The 17,123-nt window shown below is 68.9% G+C and carries 17 protein-coding genes; 12 read left to right on the top strand and 5 right to left on the bottom strand.

Annotation, left to right across the window (positions count from 1 at the left end; translation table 11 throughout):
- Positions 1 to 29 precede the first annotated feature (29 nt).
- Positions 30 to 1,790, bottom strand: a complete 1,761-nt coding sequence (locus tag ACIRG9_RS27555) for a DUF6119 family protein (protein ID WP_402861929.1) — start codon at positions 1,788 to 1,790, stop codon at positions 30 to 32.
- Positions 1,791 to 1,886: 96 nt separating this feature from the next.
- Positions 1,887 to 2,417, bottom strand: a complete 531-nt coding sequence (locus ACIRG9_RS27550; RefSeq protein WP_402861926.1) for a DUF4352 domain-containing protein — start codon at positions 2,415 to 2,417, stop codon at positions 1,887 to 1,889.
- A gap of 99 nt (positions 2,418 to 2,516) precedes the next feature.
- Between ACIRG9_RS27550 and ACIRG9_RS27545 the strand changes: the two genes are divergently transcribed.
- From ACIRG9_RS27545 to ACIRG9_RS27530, 4 genes are all read left to right on the top strand, one after another.
- Positions 2,517 to 4,436, top strand: coding sequence for an N-6 DNA methylase (locus ACIRG9_RS27545; RefSeq protein ID WP_402861923.1), 1,920 nt, complete (start codon positions 2,517 to 2,519; stop codon positions 4,434 to 4,436).
- A 253-nt stretch (positions 4,437 to 4,689) separates the two neighbouring features.
- Positions 4,690 to 5,313 carry a biotin transporter BioY gene (locus tag ACIRG9_RS27540; protein WP_402861920.1) on the top strand — a complete coding sequence of 208 codons (624 nt, stop codon included), beginning with the start codon at positions 4,690 to 4,692 and terminating at the stop codon, positions 5,311 to 5,313.
- On the top strand, positions 5,313 to 6,773 hold the full coding sequence (locus ACIRG9_RS27535; protein WP_402861917.1) for a nitronate monooxygenase: 1,461 nt from the start codon (positions 5,313 to 5,315) through the stop codon (positions 6,771 to 6,773). The genes ACIRG9_RS27540 and ACIRG9_RS27535 overlap by 1 nt, the downstream gene beginning before the upstream one ends.
- Positions 6,774 to 6,866: 93 nt before the next feature.
- Positions 6,867 to 7,526 carry a DNA alkylation repair protein gene (locus tag ACIRG9_RS27530; RefSeq protein WP_402862111.1) on the top strand — a complete coding sequence of 220 codons (660 nt, stop codon included), beginning with the start codon at positions 6,867 to 6,869 and terminating at the stop codon, positions 7,524 to 7,526.
- 107 nt (positions 7,527 to 7,633) lie between these two features.
- On the opposite strand, the gene ACIRG9_RS27525 is transcribed toward ACIRG9_RS27530, so the two are convergent.
- On the bottom strand, positions 7,634 to 8,578 hold the full coding sequence (locus ACIRG9_RS27525) for an acyltransferase domain-containing protein (RefSeq protein WP_402861914.1): 945 nt from the start codon (positions 8,576 to 8,578) through the stop codon (positions 7,634 to 7,636).
- 242 nt (positions 8,579 to 8,820) lie between these two features.
- On the opposite strand from ACIRG9_RS27525, the gene ACIRG9_RS27520 reads away from it, so the two are divergent.
- Both ACIRG9_RS27520 and ACIRG9_RS27515 read left to right on the top strand, forming a co-directional pair.
- On the top strand, positions 8,821 to 9,423 hold the full coding sequence (locus ACIRG9_RS27520; protein ID WP_402861911.1) for a glyoxalase: 603 nt from the start codon (positions 8,821 to 8,823) through the stop codon (positions 9,421 to 9,423).
- The gene (locus ACIRG9_RS27515) at positions 9,420 to 10,229 is read left to right on the top strand and encodes an NmrA family NAD(P)-binding protein (RefSeq protein WP_402861908.1); all 810 of its coding nucleotides are present in this window, start codon (positions 9,420 to 9,422) and stop codon (positions 10,227 to 10,229) included. Before ACIRG9_RS27520 ends, ACIRG9_RS27515 begins: the two co-directional genes overlap by 4 nt.
- 103 nt (positions 10,230 to 10,332) lie before the next feature.
- Here ACIRG9_RS27515 and ACIRG9_RS27510 read toward each other — a convergent pair whose 3' ends face one another.
- Complete coding sequence (locus ACIRG9_RS27510; RefSeq protein WP_402861905.1) at positions 10,333 to 11,598, bottom strand: endo-1,4-beta-xylanase; 1,266 nt, start codon at positions 11,596 to 11,598, stop codon at positions 10,333 to 10,335.
- 231 nt (positions 11,599 to 11,829) lie between these two features.
- Here ACIRG9_RS27510 and ACIRG9_RS27505 point away from each other — a divergent pair, with 231 nt between their 5' ends.
- The 5 genes from ACIRG9_RS27505 (at position 11,830) to ACIRG9_RS27485 (ending at position 15,770) form a co-directional block, all read left to right on the top strand.
- The gene (locus ACIRG9_RS27505) at positions 11,830 to 12,645 is read left to right on the top strand and encodes a TauD/TfdA family dioxygenase (RefSeq protein WP_402861902.1); all 816 of its coding nucleotides are present in this window, start codon (positions 11,830 to 11,832) and stop codon (positions 12,643 to 12,645) included.
- 67 nt (positions 12,646 to 12,712) lie between these two features.
- Positions 12,713 to 13,660 carry a hypothetical protein gene (locus ACIRG9_RS27500; RefSeq protein WP_402861899.1) on the top strand — a complete coding sequence of 316 codons (948 nt, stop codon included), beginning with the start codon at positions 12,713 to 12,715 and terminating at the stop codon, positions 13,658 to 13,660.
- 12 nt (positions 13,661 to 13,672) lie between these two features.
- Positions 13,673 to 14,470: a protein phosphatase 2C domain-containing protein gene (locus tag ACIRG9_RS27495; RefSeq protein ID WP_402861896.1), complete on the top strand. Its 798-nt coding sequence runs from the start codon at positions 13,673 to 13,675 to the stop codon at positions 14,468 to 14,470.
- Between the two features lie 31 nt (positions 14,471 to 14,501).
- Positions 14,502 to 14,963, top strand: coding sequence for an NUDIX domain-containing protein (locus tag ACIRG9_RS27490; protein ID WP_402861893.1), 462 nt, complete (start codon positions 14,502 to 14,504; stop codon positions 14,961 to 14,963).
- 102 nt (positions 14,964 to 15,065) lie between these two features.
- On the top strand, positions 15,066 to 15,770 hold the full coding sequence (locus ACIRG9_RS27485) for a hypothetical protein (RefSeq protein WP_402861890.1): 705 nt from the start codon (positions 15,066 to 15,068) through the stop codon (positions 15,768 to 15,770).
- Positions 15,771 to 15,801: 31 nt separating this feature from the next.
- Here ACIRG9_RS27485 and ACIRG9_RS27480 read toward each other — a convergent pair whose 3' ends face one another.
- A complete protein-coding gene (locus ACIRG9_RS27480; RefSeq protein ID WP_402861888.1) occupies positions 15,802 to 16,365 on the bottom strand; it encodes a hypothetical protein in 564 nt (187 codons plus the stop codon).
- Positions 16,366 to 16,649: 284 nt separating this feature from the next.
- Between ACIRG9_RS27480 and ACIRG9_RS27475 the strand changes: the two genes are divergently transcribed.
- Complete coding sequence (locus tag ACIRG9_RS27475) at positions 16,650 to 17,120, top strand: UPF0158 family protein (protein WP_402861885.1); 471 nt, start codon at positions 16,650 to 16,652, stop codon at positions 17,118 to 17,120.
- Positions 17,121 to 17,123 lie beyond the last annotated feature (3 nt).

Genomic DNA, 17,123 nt, shown 5'->3' with positions numbered 1-17,123 from the left:
TCGGAGCCGAAGGCAATTCCGTGGGCGGATCAGGCCGACGGAATGCCAATCACCTCGACCTCTATGCCTTCGTTGCGCAGCGCCTTCATCGCCCGATAGAGGGCGACCTGGGCGAAGGTGAAGAGCGACTTTGCGGTGACCGTCCGCCCACCGCCGAGGGCAATGGCGTAGATGACCTTACGAGGACGGAAGTCCACGCCGATGGGGCGACTGGAACTGTGTTGGCGGACCATTTCGACCAGTGCGGCTCGAGCATCCGGCTCGTACCGCAGCGCGTCGACTGACACCTCTCCTTGGGCGAACAGGTGGCTCAGCGGCGCGCTGCCCTTGGCCCGTTTGACGTGGATCAACTCTCCGTCCGGCCCGAGCAGGTCGCAGGCCTCGATGCCGCGGTGGTGCTGCGCCGTGCGTAGCAGACGGCGATCAAGGAGAGTCAGACCACAGACGGAGGCAGCATGAGCGTTGTAGTCCGCCTCTTTTAGCGAGTCGGAAGTCCAGGCAGGCAGGGCGATGCTTGCCGGCCTAGCCAAGATCTGCTCTATCTCGTGGCGGAGGAACTCGCGGTGCTGGTTGCCGATCTCGTACCAGCCGCCCTCATGCAGCAGGAGCTGACTTGCATCGTTTGAGAGCTGGGCAGTGATCCAACGCGATGCGGCTGTAGAATCGACTTCCTCCTCACCGACGGTGTCGGTGTAGAGAGTGACTCGCCCGTTGCACAGGGAAGCCCATCGCTCGCCCTCGGCCACGCCGCTGGTCTGAGCAAGGATATCGGCCAGCGTGAGTTCCGAAAGGCGCGCCGCGGGGAGTCCAGACTTAGGGACCCGAAGCTTGTACGACTGGATCCGCTCGATCTCACCGAGGACCCGGCCTGGCACGGCCAGATCGAGCTCGTCCGGGTCGGAAGACGCGAGCAGTAGTTCCAGATGCTCCTCGAGCTCCGCCAATCGAGGGTCTCGGGCCGGTACGGGACGAATTTGGGTAATGAACTCCAGGTCTTCAAACGGAGGCTCCTGCCTGCAGACGCGGTCGATCTCTCGAAGGTCAGCCAGAAGGTTGTCCGGGTCGACACCAAGGTGGATGCGGAGGGCATCGCTGCCCTCCACAGGGGTGGCCTTGCGGTTGGACCGGCAGGCGGTCAGGTTGAGGTTGAACACCCGGCCGCTGACTTGACCGACGATCTCGCCCCACTTGTCGATTCCATACATTCGGATGTGTTGGCCGCCAGGCACCATGTTGCGATCGACCCGACCGGTGGTACCGAACACCCGCCGGCGCACCTGCTTGATCTCGTCTGGCGCGAGAGAACGCACCGCGAAGCCGATCCCGAAGCCGGCGTTGGCCAGATCGAGGTCGACCATGTGCCGACCGACAGTGCCGTAGGCAAGCGCGTAAATGTGGCCGTCGACCGCAACGAGCAGGGCAGCGCCGCCACTGCTGAACCCCAGGTCGACCGTTTCTCCAGTCAGCGATGCCAACACGTCACACCAGTCGGCTCGCTCGCGTGGCACAATCCCGTGCACGAGTAGAGCAGGAGCACCGGCGACCAGGCGTTCCTCGATCACAAAGTCGTGCTTGCGGAGGTAGCGGTAATCCAGCGCGTCGCGGAGACCTTCGACCGTTGGCGGCACCCTCTCAAGTTGGTAGACCGAAGTCGGATAGGTGCCGGCCGGAGGCTCGGGCAAGTCCAGATCGAACAGCGTCGGCGGATCGTTCGCCGGTCGGCTGGTGTCCTTGTGAGGCGTAGGGTGGCTGCCGGATTCGGTCGTTATCACGTGGTTCGCGCGGCCCATTTCGATCTCCTCGCGTCGAGAGTCGTGATGGCGGTAGTGCGGTAGGGTGCGCGCCGGGGCGGGTGTCGCGAGCCCCACCCCGGGGCGAGCGGTTGATCAGGCGAGGGAGACCGTCACGCCGCCGGAGAACGGCGAGTCGTGGAGTTCGAGCTTGGCGAGCTTGACCTTCTTCGGGATGTCGAAGACGACCACGCCGGTGACCTGGTTGCCGGGGTTGATGTCGTTGAGGAACGTCTCGGCGTTCTTGTTGGCGTAGAGCGCGGCGTTGCCATCGGCCGAGTACTCGGTGCCGTCGGCGGCGTACGCCTTCTGGCTGCTGCCGTCGAACATCTGCGATTCCTTGCCGATGTTCTTGACGTTGATGGTGACCAGGCAGAACTGGCCCTGCGCCTGCGCGCCGAGCAGGTCGCTGCCGACCTTGGCGACGCTGCACTTGGACGACTTCACCGTGAACTCGAACTTCCCGTCCCGGGCCGGCTGGCCGATCTTCGCGGTCTTCGGCTTGTCGTCGTCCTTGGCTCCACTGGCGTCGGCCTTGCTGCTGGTGCCCTCGTCGGTGCTGCCGGCGCCGCAGCCCAGTGCGACGAGGCCGGTGGCGATCAGGGCGAGGGTCGTGGTCTTGCGCATCGCTGTCCTCCTGCTTTGAACGTGGCGGCGTCAATGAGAGCATCATCTGAGAACACTGTCAACAGACGGGATGCTTGACGGGTGTGGCACACTGCGGAGGTGCAGGAGACCCCGACCATCACGGCGGCGGAGATCGCCCGGCTCGCCGGGGTCGGTCGCGCCGCCGTCAGCAACTGGCGCAAGCGACACGGCAACTTCCCCGCCCCGGTGAGCGGCACCGCGGCCAGCCCGGAATTCGACCTGACCCAGGTCGAGCAGTGGCTCCGAGTCCAGGGCAAACTCCCCGAGCTGGCCACCGCCGAGCGGCTGTGGCGACGCCTCGCCGCCGCCAGCGAATCCCCAGCCGCCGGCCTCGCCGCCGTCGGCGCACTCCTGCTGGCCGGGCAACGCGGCCAACATCCCCACGTGCCTGCCGACCCGCACCTCAGTTCGCTGCTACCCGACATCGACGCGCTCGCCGACGAACTCGGCCCGCAGGGCGCGTTCGACGAGCTGTGGCAGCGGTTCTCCGCACCCGGGCCGGGCCGCCCGTTCGCCACGCCCGACGACCTCGCTGACCTCATGGTCGCGCTCTCCGGCGTCGGCGACGGCCCCGTCCTCGACCCGAGCGCCGGCTCCGGCGCCATCCTGCGGGCCGCCGTCCGCGCCGGCTGCACCTCCGCGTACGGGCAGGAACTCGACGACAGCCTGGCCCGGCTCGCCGGACTGTGGCTGTCCCTACGCGAGGTGCCGGGAGAGCTCCGCACCGGCGACTCGCTGCGCGCCGACGCGTTCGCCGGCCGCACCTTCGACGCCGTCGTCAATCACCCACCGTTCGGCATCACCAACTGGGGAGACGAGGAACTCGGCCACGACCCACGCTGGATCGTCGGCACCACCCCGCGCACCGAGCCGGAACTCGCCTGGGTCCAACACGCCCTGGCCCACCTGCAGACCGGCGGGCATGCCGTACTGCTGATGCCGCCCACCGTCGCCAGCCGCCGCGCCGGCCGACGCATCCGCGCCGAACTGCTGCGCCGCGGCGCCCTGCGCGCCGTCATCGCGCTTCCGCCCGGGGCAGCCGCGCCGCACGGCGTACCGCTGCACCTGTGGGTGCTGCGGCGACCCGCGCCCGACGTGCCGCCACCGGCGCGGATGCTGCTGGTCGACGCCGCCGGCGGCGACCTGACCGAGACCGGTCCGCGAATCCTCGCCGCGTGGCGGGCCTGCACCGCCGCCCCCGACGCCGAGTTCGAGGAGCCCGGCTTCGCCCGCGCGGTCCCGGTGATCGAACTGCTCGACGAGGAGGTCGACCTCACCCCCGCGCGCCGGCAACCCGCCGTCGCGGGCGCGGCCACCGGCGAGCATCTGGTACGCACCAGAGAGCGGCTGGCCGCCATCGTCGGCGACCTGCCGGCGCTGATGCCGCAGGTCACGCCCGGACCCGACGGCCCGGACGGGCAGTATCTGTCGGTGGGGGAGCTGACCCGGTCCGGCGCGCTGCAGCTGATCGGCCCGATCCGCGCCACGTCAGCCGAGGGGGGCGAACCGTCAGCGGGCGGGCCGCCGGTGCTGACCGTGCAGGACGTGCTGAGCGGCGAAGGCCATTCCGGACGGGACGACGGCAAGCTCGGCCAGGAGATCCCGCTCGCGGTCGGGGACGTGGTGGTGCCGATGATCGCCCGGCAGCTCACCGCCCGGGTGGTCACCTCGGAGGGGACATTGCTCGGGCGCAACCTCTATCTGCTGCGGCCCAACGCGGCGGCCCTGGACTCGTGGTTCCTGGCCGGGCAGCTGCGGACGTCGGCGAACGAGAAGCAGGCGTCGAGTCTGTCCGGGACGCTGCGCTTCGACATCCGCCGGGCGCAGGTGCGCCGGCTGTCGCTGGAAGAGCAGCGGGCGCAGGGGGAGGCGTTCCAGCGGCTGGACGCGTTCGAGGCTGCGATGCGGCAGGCGGCGACGCTGGGCGCGGAGTTGGTCCAGCTCACCGCCGACGGGTTGGCCCGCGGAGTGGTCCGCCCCGACGGGGAGTCACGGTGAGGTCAGACCTCCAGAATCTCCCAGCCCTCGCCGAGTACGACCCGGATCTGGTTCTTTTGGTCCCCACGGGTTCTTAACCGAGGGGCGGGACCTACGGCCCTGCCGTACCGGGTAGGTGTGCCCCAGGCTTCGCACAACGCGTCTGTCGCTGTCGGTCTGTCCACAGCGCAGCGGCGCGTTCCGGTCGTGACAGCACGAGCGGGGCTGAAAGCCGTGCCCGAGCCACCTGGGCGCGGCGGCAGGAGGGACGAGAATGGCGGAAGGCGTGGTAGGTGCGGCGGCGTACAGCCGCACCCCGGGAGTGCTGGCGGAGGTGTGGGGCCGATCCGTTCCGCGTGACGTGGTCCTGGTAGTCGGCGCTGCCGCCATGACGGGGGCTGCGGCACAGGTCGCGCTCCCGGTGCCGGGGTCGCCGGTGCCGATCACCGGGCAGACCTTCGCCGTGCTGCTCGCCGCGGCGGCGTTGGGGCCGACCCGCGGGGCGGTCAGCATGCTGCTGTACGTCGTAGCCGGCGGCCTCGGCGTACCGTGGTTTGCTGGCGGCGCGTCCGGATTGGGCACCGCCACTCTCGGCTATCTGCTGGGCTTCGTGCTCGCCGCCGCGCTCGTCGGCCGGCTCGCCGTAGCTGGCGCGGACCGACGGCCATGGCGCACCATCGGCATGATGGCGGCCGGCAACGCGCTGATCTACCTGGTCGGCGTGCCGTGGCTGGCCGTCGCGATGGGCGTGAGCCTGTCCAGGGCGCTCGCCCTGGGATTTGTCCCCTACCTGATCGGGGACGTGCTCAAGGCGGTGCTGGCGGCCGGCCTGCTGCCCGGGGCCTGGCGGCTACTGAGAAGGCTGCCCACACGCGACGCCAACCGGCGGAACCGCTGATGGCCGGGGAAATGGCCCCGATCGTGCTCGACCCTCCGGTCGTCATCCAGGGCGGCATGGGGGTCGGCATCTCCGGTTGGCGGCTGGCGCGGGCGGTGGCGGCCACCGGGCAGCTCGGTGTGGTCTCTGGCGTCGCCCTCGATGCCCTGCTGGCCCGGCGCCTGCAGCGCGGCGACGACGGCGGTCACATCCGCCGGGCTCTCGGGCACTTCCCGGTCCCGGCCGTGGCACAACGGGTGCTGGACCGGTACTTCGTGCCCGGCGGGCGGCCAGAAGGCGAGCCGTTCCGGCCGGTGCCGCGGCTGCGGCTGCGGCCCGGGTGCCGCGGGCAGGAACTGACGGTGGTCGCCAACTTTGTCGAGGTCTTCCTGGCAAAGGAGGGCCACGATGGCGCGGTCGGGGTGAACTACCTGGAGAAGATCCAGCTGGCCACGCCGGCGGCGGTGTACGGCGCGATGCTGGCCGGCGTCGACTATGTGCTGATGGGCGCCGGCCTGCCCACCGAGATACCGCGCATGCTCGACGCCCTGGCCGCCAACGTCCCGGCGCGGCTGTCGGTCGCGGTGAACGCCGCTGCGCCCGGCGAGCAGCACCAACTCGCCTTCGACCCGTGGGAGCTGATCGGCGAGGCGCCCCAACCGCTGCGGCGGCCGCGGCTGCTGGCCATCGTGTCGTCCGCCACGCTGGCCACCTACCTGGCCCGTGACGAGAGCACCCGCCCGGACGGTTTCGTGCTGGAGAACCCGACCGCCGGCGGGCACAGCGCGCGGCCCCGCGGGCCGCTGACCCTCAGTGCCGACAGCGAGCCGGTGTATGGGCCGCGGGACCGGCTGGACGTGGCGAAGGTGGCGAACCTGGGTCTGCCGTTCTGGGTGGCCGGCGGGCAGACCGGGCCGGAGCGGCTGGCCGCCGCCCGGGCCGCGGGCGCCACGGGGGTGCAGGTAGGGACCGCGTTCGCGCTGTGCTGCGAATCGGGCCTCGACCCGGCGTTACGGCAACGGATGCTGCGGGACGCAGCGCGAGACGCACTCGTCGTACGCAATCACGCCGCGGCGTCCCCGACGGGGTTTCCGTTCAAGCTGGTGCACCTGCCCGGCACCGCCGCCGACGAGCAGGTCTACGCCGACCGGCCGCGGCACTGCGACCTGGGGTACCTACGTACGCCGTACCGACGCCAGGACGGCTGGGTCGGATACCGCTGCCCTGCGGAACCGGTCGACCAGTATGTTCGCAAGGGCGGTTCGGTCGACGACACGGTAGGCAGCCGGTGTCTGTGCAATGGGCTGGTCGCCACCGTTGGGCTCGGTCAGCGACGGCCGGACGGCTACGTCGAGCCTCCGCTGGTGACACTCGGGCAGGACCTGGCGTTCCTTCCGCACCTGATTCGCCGAGGTTACGACTACACCGCCGCGGACGTTGTCGCGTATCTACTCGGGCCGTCGGAACAGCGTACCGGCTGATACCACGGGGTCCGCGTGTCGGGCCCGTCGAGGCTCGATCCGGCAGGGTTGAATCTCGCACGTGATGGACTGGAGGCTGAGGTGACCGAGACGATGGTGGCCGAGGTGATGGCCGAGTTGGCCGAGCTCGACGACCCGAGAATACGTGAGGTGAACGAGAGACACGGTGACGATCACGGTGTGAACCTCGGCAAGCTGCGCGCGCTCGCGAAGCGGCTGAGGACGCAGCAGGAACTCGCGCGCCAGCTCTGGGAGACGGGTGACACCGCGGCGAGACTGTTGGCGACGCTGATCTGCCGCCCGAAGGCGCTCGAGCGTGACGAGTTGGATGTCATGTTGCGCCAGGGGCGCACACCCAAGGTGCACGACTGGCTCGTGAACTATGTGGTGAAGAAGAACCCGCACTCCGAAGAGCTGCGCCTGGCCTGGTCCGCCGATCCGGATCCTGTCGTAGCGAGTGCCGGCTGGGCGCTGACCACCGAACGCGTGACGAAGAAGCCCGAGGGCCTCGACCTCGCAGGACTGCTCGATGTCATCGAGGCGGAGATGAAAGACGCCCCAGATCGCCTGCAGTGGGCGATGAACGAGTGCCTGGGCCACATCGGGATCGAGCACGCCGAGTACCGCGCCCGTGCGATCGACATCGGCGAGCGCCTGGAGGTGCTTAAGGATTACCCGACTTCCTCGGGCTGCACGTCTCCGTTCGCGCCCATCTGGATCACCGAGATGGTGAGCCGACAGCGCGACAAGTAGGACGGTTCTCGCTCACGCTCGTACCGCTACCCCAGCGGGTACGGTGACCAAAACCGCAGCCTGAAGACCTGACCCACGTGTTCAGATTCTCGCGGCCAAGGATCTAATTAGATCGGGAAGCGGCCGCGGCGCCATTGCCAGTGGCGCCCGGCCTTCAGGTGGTCGATGATCGCGCGTTGGAGCACGGTGCGGCGCGGTAGCTGGTCGAGCGGCGTGGTCAGGGTGCGGAACACGAACCGCAGCACCTCGACGTCGGCGTCCAGCCCTTCCGGCTCCTCGTAGGGCTCCAGCTCGAACCTCTGCTGGAACCGGGCGATGTTCGAGTCCCCGGGCAGGTACTCCAGCAGTTGCGGGTCGAGCAGCCACGAGCCGCAGGAGAACGCCGTGTAGCGCTCGTCGGGAAAGTGGCGCGGGAAGAATGCGCGGGCCTCGTCGAGCGACGCCGCGACCGCCTCCGGGGTGATCGGCCCCGAATCGGGGATGTGCAGGTCGATGGCGGTGCTGCCGCGATGGTGCTGCAGCCGGCCCAGCTCGTAGACGCCGCCGCGCGCGTGCAGCGTCAGCCAGCTCTGCATGACCGGCCAGCCCTCGCGGTGCATCCGCCGGTCGATCGCGAGGTTGCGACCCAGATCCGCGAGGGTCACCCACGAGACGGCATCGGCGATGTCGTGGTCGCGGTGGTAATCCGTGACGACGTCGACCAGGGCCAGGTACGTGTACACGTAGAGATGCCGCCAGGCGGGGCCCCGTTCGCGTGGCAGCTCCGGACCGGGCGACAACCAGCCGTGGCCCCCGAGATCGGCGCGGACCAGAGCGATCGAGCGGTCGAGCAGCCAGCGCAGCTCCGGGGTCCACAGCGGAGAGCCCGGATTGGGCCAGCCGGCCATGATCTCGGCGGCGTCGTCCGGCCGCACCGCGAGCCGGTCGAGGATCGCGGGAGCGTCGGCCTTGGCGGGTAGCGGAGCCGACGGCCGGTCGCCGGCGAGCCGGTGCACGCGGTCGACGTCCTCGACGGGCACCCCGAGCCGGGCGGCGATGTCCTCCAGATCCACGCGGACGACCCTACCGACCGGTGGGGCCGCGGCAACAGGCCCGAACCCGCGATCGGCCGCGCAAGACCCCGCTCGACGTGACCCGTCAGGCGACCTCCGATACCCGCTGGCGTAACCATCGCAAGTCAGGGGTACCAGCAGATGCTGGGCAACCGCCACAACCTGGTCGGCGAGCGGCCCCCGACCCGACCGGTCAGGAATCAAGAAGCCCGGGTCACGTAGCCGCCCGTAGCGTGATGCGCATGACCTCGATCAAATCTGTCACCCTCGAAGTGCCTGACTCCACTGCCGCCGGCGCGTTCTACGGTGCGTTCGGTGTGGGTACTCATGTTCGGGTACGGGCCTTGGAGGCGGCGACGACCGGTTTTCGTGGCTTCATCATGTCGCTCGTGGTGTCCCAGCCGAGCACCGTCGACAGCCTCATGGGCGCCGCGCTCGGCGCCGGCGCCACGGCACTGAAGCCGGCGAAGAAGGGGTTCTGGGGGTACGGCGGCGTCGTGCAGGCCCCGGACGGGGCGATCTGGAAGGTCGCGACGTCGGCAAAGAAGGACACCGGCCCGGCGACCCGGCAGATCGACGACATCGTGCTGCTGCTCGGGGTCGCGGACGTGAAGGCGAGCAAGCAGTTCTACGTCGACCGCGGCCTGGTCGTGGCGAAGAGCTTCGGCAGCAAGTACGTCGAGTTCGCCACCCCGGAATCGTCAGTCAAGTTGGCGCTGTACGGGCGGCGCGCCGCCGCGAAGGATGCCGGCGTCTCCCCGGACGGCACCGGATCGCACCGGATCGTCATTGGCAGCGATGCCGGGCCCTTCACCGACCCGGACGGGTTCGGGTGGGAGGAATGAGGATCGCGGTCACCGGGGGCACTGGTCGAATCGGCGGTCACGTGGTGCGCCTGCTGGCCGACGAGGGACGGCACGATGTCGTCGCGCTGTCGAGCCGGACCGCGCCGTACGACGACCCCGTGGCGCTGCGCGCCGCGTTGGACGGGGTCGACACGCTGGTGTTCGTGTCCAGCGATGGTGAGGCCGCGCGGGTGGTCGTCCACCACCACAACGTCCTGGACGCCGCGACCCGGCGCGGGGTCGGGCACGTTGTGCTGCTCAGCGGCCTGGACGCGGACGTGGACTCCCCGTTCTGTTACGCATACACCAACGGTCATACCGAGCGGCTGCTCCGTGCCTCCGGCCTTGCGTACTCCATCGTCCGCGCCGGCCTGTTCACCGAGTTCTTCCTCGGTCTGATCCGGCAGGTCGGCACGAGCGCGGGCCGCGCCGACGGGACGGTCGCGCTCCCGGCCGCCGACGGCCGCGTCTCCCTGGTCGCACGAAGTGACGTGGCACGCTGCCTGGCCGCCCTGGCACTGCGGGAACCCACCAACGCGCATCACGACGTGACCGGGCGCGAGAGCCTCGCCCTGGAGACGATCGCCTCAGCCTTGGGGTACCGGTACGCCGACACCACGCCGGCCGCCTTCGCCGGCGGGCTGCTGCGCCACGGCGAGGAGCCATGGTGGACCTACGCGTACGCGAGCATGTTCGAGTCCATCCGTCAGGGCCGCTGGGCGGCGACCTCCGACGCGGTCGCCGAACTGACCGGTCGCGAACCGGCCTCCCTCCAGGATGTCCTCAACGGCTTGAGCCTGGCATAGCGGGAACCGTCCATCCCGTGCAGCTCGGCGAGGCCACGAATCATCCCGTCCACCACGAATGCAGCGATCCCTCTTATGCGCTGATCACCGTCCGTGGTCGGTGCTAGCCGAGGTTCACGGTTGCGGTGGTCTGGGTGGGGCTGAGGGTGAACCGCTCGGTGTGGTCACCGACGGAAACGGTGTAGTCCCCGAGGAAGCCCTCCACGGTGACCGTGCCGTCGGCGTCGGTGCGCAGGTCGGTGGGCGGCAGCCACCACTCGCCCTTGATGAGGGTTTCGAGCGCATCGTAGGACGGCTTGCGGCTGCCGTCGGCGCGGAGCAGGCCGGCGGGAGCGCCCAGCCAGGCGCCGTTGTCGGTGAGCCCCCAGTAGTTGATCGACTGGACCGCCGGGTGCGCGACCAGGGACCGGTAGTGGCGTACCATCTCCTCGGCCTGCCGGGCCTCGCCCTCGGCGGTCGTCGGCCAGTCCGGGATCTGGTAGTCGTTGAGATCCTCGATGTGGGGCGGCATGAGGTGGCCGGAGACCAGCGTGGTCTCGGTCAGGTGCAGCGGAAGACCATACCGGGCGAACCGGTCGAGCATGTGCTGCATGTACTCCTCGCCCCGGTACCCCTGGTGCATGTGGGTCTGCAGCCCGATTGCATCAATGCCGACGCCGGCTTCGAGCAACCCCTCGATGAGACATTCGTACGCCGAGCTGAGGTCGAAGTCGTTGAGCACCAGAGTCGCTGCCGGATTGGCCGCGCGGGCCTCCTCGAATGCCATCCGCACCAGGTAGATGCGGCCCCGGGCCCGGGCGAGCCGGGTGATCGCGTTGTCCCCGTTCTCGAAGACGGGCATGATGACCGCCTCGTTGATCGCGTCCCAGACGTCGATGAGCCCCGCGAGCCCGCCGACGAGGTCACGGATCCGGGCCCGCAGCAGCCGCTCGACCTCGTCGAGGTCGAGGTCGAGCAGCCACGGCGGCTGCACGGTGTGCCAGACGAGCGGGTGTCCCTTGACCGTGACGCCGCGTTCGGCAAACCACTGGGCCGTCTTCGTGAGGCGCTCGGTGTCGGTGACGCCGCGCCGCGGCTCGTAGCGGCCCCAGTAGAACGGCAGGGTCGCGGTGTTGAAGGGGCTGAGCCACAGGTTGCCGAGCCGCTCCAGGTCCCCGTCGTTCGTGCCGCCGAAGCCCTCGACGTCCGCGACGGCCTCCGGCTCGGGGCCGCCGACCAGGCTGACGAAGTCGAAGCCGATGTTGCCGAAGGCGAAGGAGTGCCGTTGCTGGGCAACTGTCACAACCTGGTCGGCGAGCGGCCGGCGGTCGGGCCCGCGGACGACGAGGGTGGTCCTGCCCATACGGTGTCGCACGCTGCTGTCAGACATGACGTTTCTCCTTCACCAGGGTCGCCATTGTGATCATGCTCCCGGCATGATCGCAGATCCGGGTACCGAACAACGAGGCCGAGCTGCTGGAGCGGTCGCGGCGCGTCGGGCGGGGCGATGAACTGCTGGGCAACGCGTTCGCCTGCGAGCGCCAGCTGCGGGGGCAAGGTGAAAGTCCGTGGCCGATAGGCACGGTTAACCGGATGCAGGTCTCAGAAGCAGCTCGCGGCGATGCTGCGTGACGGTTGCCCGAACAGCTATGGTCGATGGATCGTGGAGCGCGTCACTTCGACCATTGCCAGGCGGATCATGCGACTGTTGGCGGCGGGGTGCGCAGCCGATATCGATGCCGATCGTGTGCCCTCCGCTCTCGCCCGCGACGGGCTGGTGTTTATCCGGCAGGGCAGTGTCGATGGGGTCAGGGAATTACTCAGTCACTGGACCGAGCCGGTCAGCCACCCACATCAGTCAAGCGACGGGTTGACGGTCATCGTGCCACGACATCGGTCCGTCGATGGGGCGAACGACGCCGGCTTCTCCGCTGCTGCCTTGCCTCCGCACACAGACCGGAGCATGGTCGCACGGCCACCCAGCGTGCTGGCCACGGTGATGGTTGTGCCAGCGCTCACCGGCGGAGAGTCCGTACTGGTCGATGGGGCTCGCGTGCTGGCCCTCCTCCGCAGAGAGTTCGACGACGGGGTGATCGCCGGGCTGAGACTGGGGCCAAGAGGCAGCGGCAACGGACCACCACTCATCGAATTACGTGGCCGTCTCGCACGCTTTCGCTATCGCGACGACCAAATCGGCAGCCCACACAGCGCCAGCGGGCGGAAGGACGTCTTGGCGGCGCTCCGTCGCCTGGTCGTCGCGACGAGGAGCAGCCTTCGTCTCGCCCCCGGCGATGGCTATCTCGTCCACAACCATCGGGTCCTGCACGGGCGGACAGCGTTCAGCGGTAGCCGTCGCCTGGTACGGCTGCTTGCCGAGGTTGAGGACGGCCACCCGTACACCTGGCTGAACCGGGGGTTCCGACTTGCGGATTCCTAGACCCAGACCGACGTCGGCCTTCAGCACGGAACGCGTCCGGCTGGCGGCGGCCTTGGCCAAGGTGCCGGTGCCCGCCGACAGCGCCTTTCCGCTGATGATCCGGGAGGTCCTCGAGGCGCACCCCGACCCGGAGCCGGCCCTGCGTCAAATTGTCGACGACCGGGCCGCCCGGGCGCGGCTGCGGTTCGCGGCGCTGTACGCGCTTCTGCTCCGTCTGCGGCGCGAGGAACGCCATGCTGAATACAGCGCGGTTGTCCGACAGTACGAGGGGGAATTTGGAGCGGAGCCGTACTTCGACACGTTTCGAGCGATCGTGGCCCGTACCCGGGGCGACCTCGCCTCGCTACGCAGCGCCGTGGAGTACTCCCGGCAGGCAGTTGTCTCGATGCCCGGCGTTGCGGCGGTGGTGCACCAACTGGCTGCCTTCTGGGTGGAGTTCCTGGAACGTCTGGAGCAGCCGGGAAGCGCGCGCGACCTCGATGAGGTGGAGCGATACGTCGACCGAGCGATCACCCTGTCGCAGGGCAGGATTGCCCACTACTTCGAGACGAAGGGCCGTCTGCTTGCGCTGCGCGGAGAGTTCGAGGCAGCCAGATCAGCCGTCGCGCAGGCAATCGAGCTGGAGCCACGCACCTCCCGCGACTACCTTCGCCGACTGACCCAGTACCAAACCACCCGGATCCGGATCGACCTGATGCAGGAGCGGGCCCGGTGGGCCCAAGCCCATGGCCGGTTCCGGACGGAGCTGGCTGAGTTCAAGGCACAGCAGCTCCAACTGCTCGGCCTGCTGGCGGCGGTCGTTGCATTCATTGCCACTGCGGGTAACATCGCGAGTCAGAGCAAAGGGATAGACGGTGTCCGGTTGATGCTCGTGGCGTCGGGCGCGGTTGGCGTCGTGTTCGGAACCTTCTCCCTGGTCAACAACAGCGGCATCCGCCGGGTGTTTGCCGCGGTCGTAATCGGCTGCGCACTGATCGGGGCGGGGATTCTGGTGCCGGCCGCGTGGATGTCGTGAATCGAGCCAGCGGTGAGGGTGCAAGCACTGATTACCACAGCGGGTGGCGCGAGGGCGAACGAAGACCGCGCCGGCCACCGGGGCACCCTGGCCTGGGTGATCGACGGTGCCACCGACCTCTACCAGGATGGCGCGCTTCCTGCGGACAGCGATGTGCAGTGGCTTGTTGACACGATCGACCAGCATTTGACCTCCGCCGGCGAGGACGGATACCACGGCGCTGCAGCGTCTCTGCTTGAGCTCATCGCCGGCGGTATCGCCAGGCAGCAGAGAGCGCTGGGGTTCCCAACCGATCGGGTCCCGCCCGCCTGTTCGATTGCTCTCTGCGTTGACCAGGGCGTTCGGTATGACATCAGCCGGATCGGTGACGCCACAGCCGTCGTCGCAGGTCGTGAACCTGCCGTCCTGGCCACCGGGTACTTTGACCGCCGAGAGGCGGCGGCAGTCGAGGTCGGCGAACCCGACTCTCAGCGGGTGATCGCCGCGATGCACGAGCGGCGGCTCTACACCATGACCTCTGGCGACGCCGAATCCGTCTTTTCTGGCCATCCGCGGCGTCAGTTGCGTCCACACAGCTTCCCCGGCGCCTGGGCGACAACCGACACCATCCTGCTCTGCACCGACGGCTTCGCCCGGCTGGTCACCGACTACGAGCTCTACCAACAGTGGGCAGACGTGATCACCGACGCCGTCGGGCGCGGGCTGCCGTACCTGGAAGCTCTGATCCGGAAAACTGAGGCCGGGACGTCGGGTGGCGGCCGGCGGTTCAAACGAGCCGACGATGTCGCCGCCGTGCTGCTCACCTCGTAGTTGACTCCGTACGCTGATGGAAGGGCTCCCGATGATCGACCGACCCCCGTACCTCGTCGAGCGCAATCCAGGGTATTTCGAGTATCAACTGCCGATCTCCGTCAAGCTGGTTGTCGACTACCACGGCCGGGTCCCGCTGCTCAGGAACGAACGCGACGAGTGGGAGCTGCCGGGCGGCAAGCTTGAGGTGGGGGAGACACCCGAGGAGGGCGTGTGCCGGGAGGTCGCAGAGGAACTCGGGTTGAGCGTCACCGGGGTCGACATCATCGACAGCTGGGTCTATGAGATCACCCCCGTCCGGCACGTCTTCATCGTCAGCTACGGCGCTGTGTACCTGGGGGCTGAGGAACTCACGTACTCCGCCGAGCACAAGGAACTCGGGGTGTTCGCCTACGACGAGGTGCCAGGTCTGCATATGCCGGAGCCGTACAAGGCGACCATAGCCCGGTGGCGCGCACGCAACCCGGCCTCGACCCACGCCAGCTCGACGTAACGTCAGACTCCAGGCTCTGAAGGAGCATCCACACGGTAGGGCAGCTGATCCAGCCATTTGGATGCGGATGAGGCGCAAGCCCGAGGATGAATGGCTCACCACGTGGACGTGACGATTGCTGGGTACGAGGACCTTCCGCTGATCGACGGCGGGCGGTTCCTGGCTGACCCGCTCTTCTGGCCGACCTACTTGTGCGACACGTTTTACCACGACACCTCGCTGGTCACCGCGGTGTTCGAGGTCGACGAGGAAGACTGCTTGAACTATTACCGTCGGCTGACGGATCCGGAGGCGTGGCCGGTGTATCGGCTCGCGCTGCGCGATGGGCAGCACGAGATCGACGTGATCAGTCGGAATGTTCCCGGGGCGGGGAACACGGAGTTCGTCCTGTCCCGGCGCGGCGGGGAGCACCCGCTGGAGTTGGCGGTCGTGGGGGGCCACGAGCTTGGCCCAGGGCTGAGCTGGCCCGAGTTGGGGGCCACCGCGGCCTGGCCGGGTGCGCCATTCGGGGTGGTGGAGCCAGACGCCCGGCTGTTACTGCTGCTCCCCGCGCTCGGGGACTCCGATCTGCCTGCGGATGCGACGGACACGTTGACGACCGCACTGACGAAGTGCGGCGCCGGGTTGCGGGCCGGTGAGCTCGCCGAATGCCTGCTGGACGAGCCGGAGGAATGGCCACAGTGGCGCCGGCAGGCCGACGGCGCGCTTGTCAGTGCCGGCCCCTACAGTCGGCGAAACCCCGACGGGCCCGCTGGGCATCCACCTGCCGACCTGCTGGAGATCTCATCGGCACTCGGGGTCGGATGACCGATCCTGCGCGGCGCCCTGAAGCAGCCCGTCAGGTTTCGGGCTCTGAAGGAGTATCCACGCCGAAGGGCTTGCCGCCGTACCGCAGGGTGATCGACGCCAGCCGTACGGCGGGGCCGGGATCAGCAGCGTCGGCGTCTCCCGTACCCCCCTTGAGCCCGATGTCGGCCCGCAGCGAACCGAGCGGGCCGAGCTCCCGGAAGGGCCGGACCTTGCTGTACGCCTCCAACTCCAACGTCTGCTGGCGCAGCCGTTCGGCGTCGCGCTGCTGCTCCAACTGGAACGCGTGCTGCCATGCTTGCAACCACATCTGCAGCCGGACAGCGTGCTCCCGCCGCCGGCGTTCGGTGGCGAGGTCGTAGATGGCGACGCCGAGCCCGACCACGCCGATCGCCGCGCCGACCATCCCGAGCGCGTTCGAGACGGACATCTGCCGCAGCACGGCGCGCCGGAAATCGGCCGTCTCCGCTGCCGCGTTTGCCGCCTCCATCGCGCCCAGCACGCCTTTCATGAGGCTGAACACCGGGATCCCGGACACCGCGTCGAACGGGACCAACGCGTCGATCGGCGACAGTGGACCTGAATCTGGCTGCATCCGGGCGCTCCCTCGGGTCACTCCAGATGGTGCGGCTCCGGTGGCGGATCGTCATCGCCTGACCGGGCAGTTGCCGATGCACTGTCGGAACCGGAAAGGGGTCACCCGCACGGTTTGACGCTGTTCGACCGGGCTGTCGAGGCAGGTCACCGCGTCGAACGCCGGCCGTGTCCGGCGTGAGCGACGAGCGCTTCTCACTCGGCTGATCGTCCGAGGGCCTGGGTATCCTAACCGCGTATCCTCGGTGGCTTGGGAGCGTCCACGACTTGACGAGGGCGGGACGGATGCGTGATCCAGACGAATTCGATCTTGAGGAGATCGCGGCCGCGCTGGAGGACCAGAGCGCGTACGACCACCGGTGGCTGATCGATCCGGCATCGGGCGAGGTGCTGCTCTGGACGGCCGACGGCGGCATCGACGGCAAGACGCCGGTGGACCTCGAGGAGCTCGACCTCGTGCTCATCGATCCGGCACCGTCCTGGGTCTGGTACCGGGACATGGCCGACTTCGCGGATCTGCTCAGCGACGAGCGGGCCGGCCGCAGGCTGCGACGAGCGATCGACGGCAGGGGCGCCTTCCGTCGCTTCCGCTCCGAGCTGTACGAGGAGTATCCGCGCCTGGTCTCGGTCTGGCAGGGGTTCCACGACGCCCGGGCGGTCCGGCGGGCGATCGACTTCCTGGCGGACAACGAGCTCATCGCCAAGGACGCGGCGGACCGCGTCCGAGCCAAGCATCTGGACCCGGCGGTGCCCTGAGCC

The sequence above is a fragment of the Micromonospora sp. NPDC093277 genome (assembly GCF_044765245.1).
In the GTDB taxonomy this organism is placed as follows: domain Bacteria; phylum Actinomycetota; class Actinomycetes; order Mycobacteriales; family Micromonosporaceae; genus Micromonospora.
This window is presented reverse-complemented; position numbering and strand designations above follow the sequence as displayed.

What these genes read in the sequence shown, in the direction of transcription:
- ACIRG9_RS27555 (WP_402861929.1), bottom strand. Translation starts at nt 1,790, where the DNA reads ATGGGCCGCGCGAACCACGTGATAACGACCGAATCCGGCAGCCACCCT.
- ACIRG9_RS27550 (WP_402861926.1), bottom strand. Translation starts at nt 2,417, where the DNA reads ATGCGCAAGACCACGACCCTCGCCCTGATCGCCACCGGCCTCGTCGCA.
- ACIRG9_RS27540 (WP_402861920.1), top strand. Translation starts at nt 4,690, where the DNA reads ATGGCGGAAGGCGTGGTAGGTGCGGCGGCGTACAGCCGCACCCCGGGA.
- ACIRG9_RS27535 (WP_402861917.1), top strand. Translation starts at nt 5,313, where the DNA reads ATGGCCGGGGAAATGGCCCCGATCGTGCTCGACCCTCCGGTCGTCATC.
- ACIRG9_RS27530 (WP_402862111.1), top strand. Translation starts at nt 6,867, where the DNA reads ATGGTGGCCGAGGTGATGGCCGAGTTGGCCGAGCTCGACGACCCGAGA.
- ACIRG9_RS27520 (WP_402861911.1), top strand. Translation starts at nt 8,821, where the DNA reads ATGACCTCGATCAAATCTGTCACCCTCGAAGTGCCTGACTCCACTGCC.
- ACIRG9_RS27515 (WP_402861908.1), top strand. Translation starts at nt 9,420, where the DNA reads ATGAGGATCGCGGTCACCGGGGGCACTGGTCGAATCGGCGGTCACGTG.
- ACIRG9_RS27510 (WP_402861905.1), bottom strand. Translation starts at nt 11,598, where the DNA reads ATGTCTGACAGCAGCGTGCGACACCGTATGGGCAGGACCACCCTCGTC.
- ACIRG9_RS27505 (WP_402861902.1), top strand. Translation starts at nt 11,830, where the DNA reads ATGCTGCGTGACGGTTGCCCGAACAGCTATGGTCGATGGATCGTGGAG.
- ACIRG9_RS27490 (WP_402861893.1), top strand. Translation starts at nt 14,502, where the DNA reads ATGATCGACCGACCCCCGTACCTCGTCGAGCGCAATCCAGGGTATTTC.
- ACIRG9_RS27480 (WP_402861888.1), bottom strand. Translation starts at nt 16,365, where the DNA reads ATGCAGCCAGATTCAGGTCCACTGTCGCCGATCGACGCGTTGGTCCCG.
- ACIRG9_RS27475 (WP_402861885.1), top strand. Translation starts at nt 16,650, where the DNA reads ATGCGTGATCCAGACGAATTCGATCTTGAGGAGATCGCGGCCGCGCTG.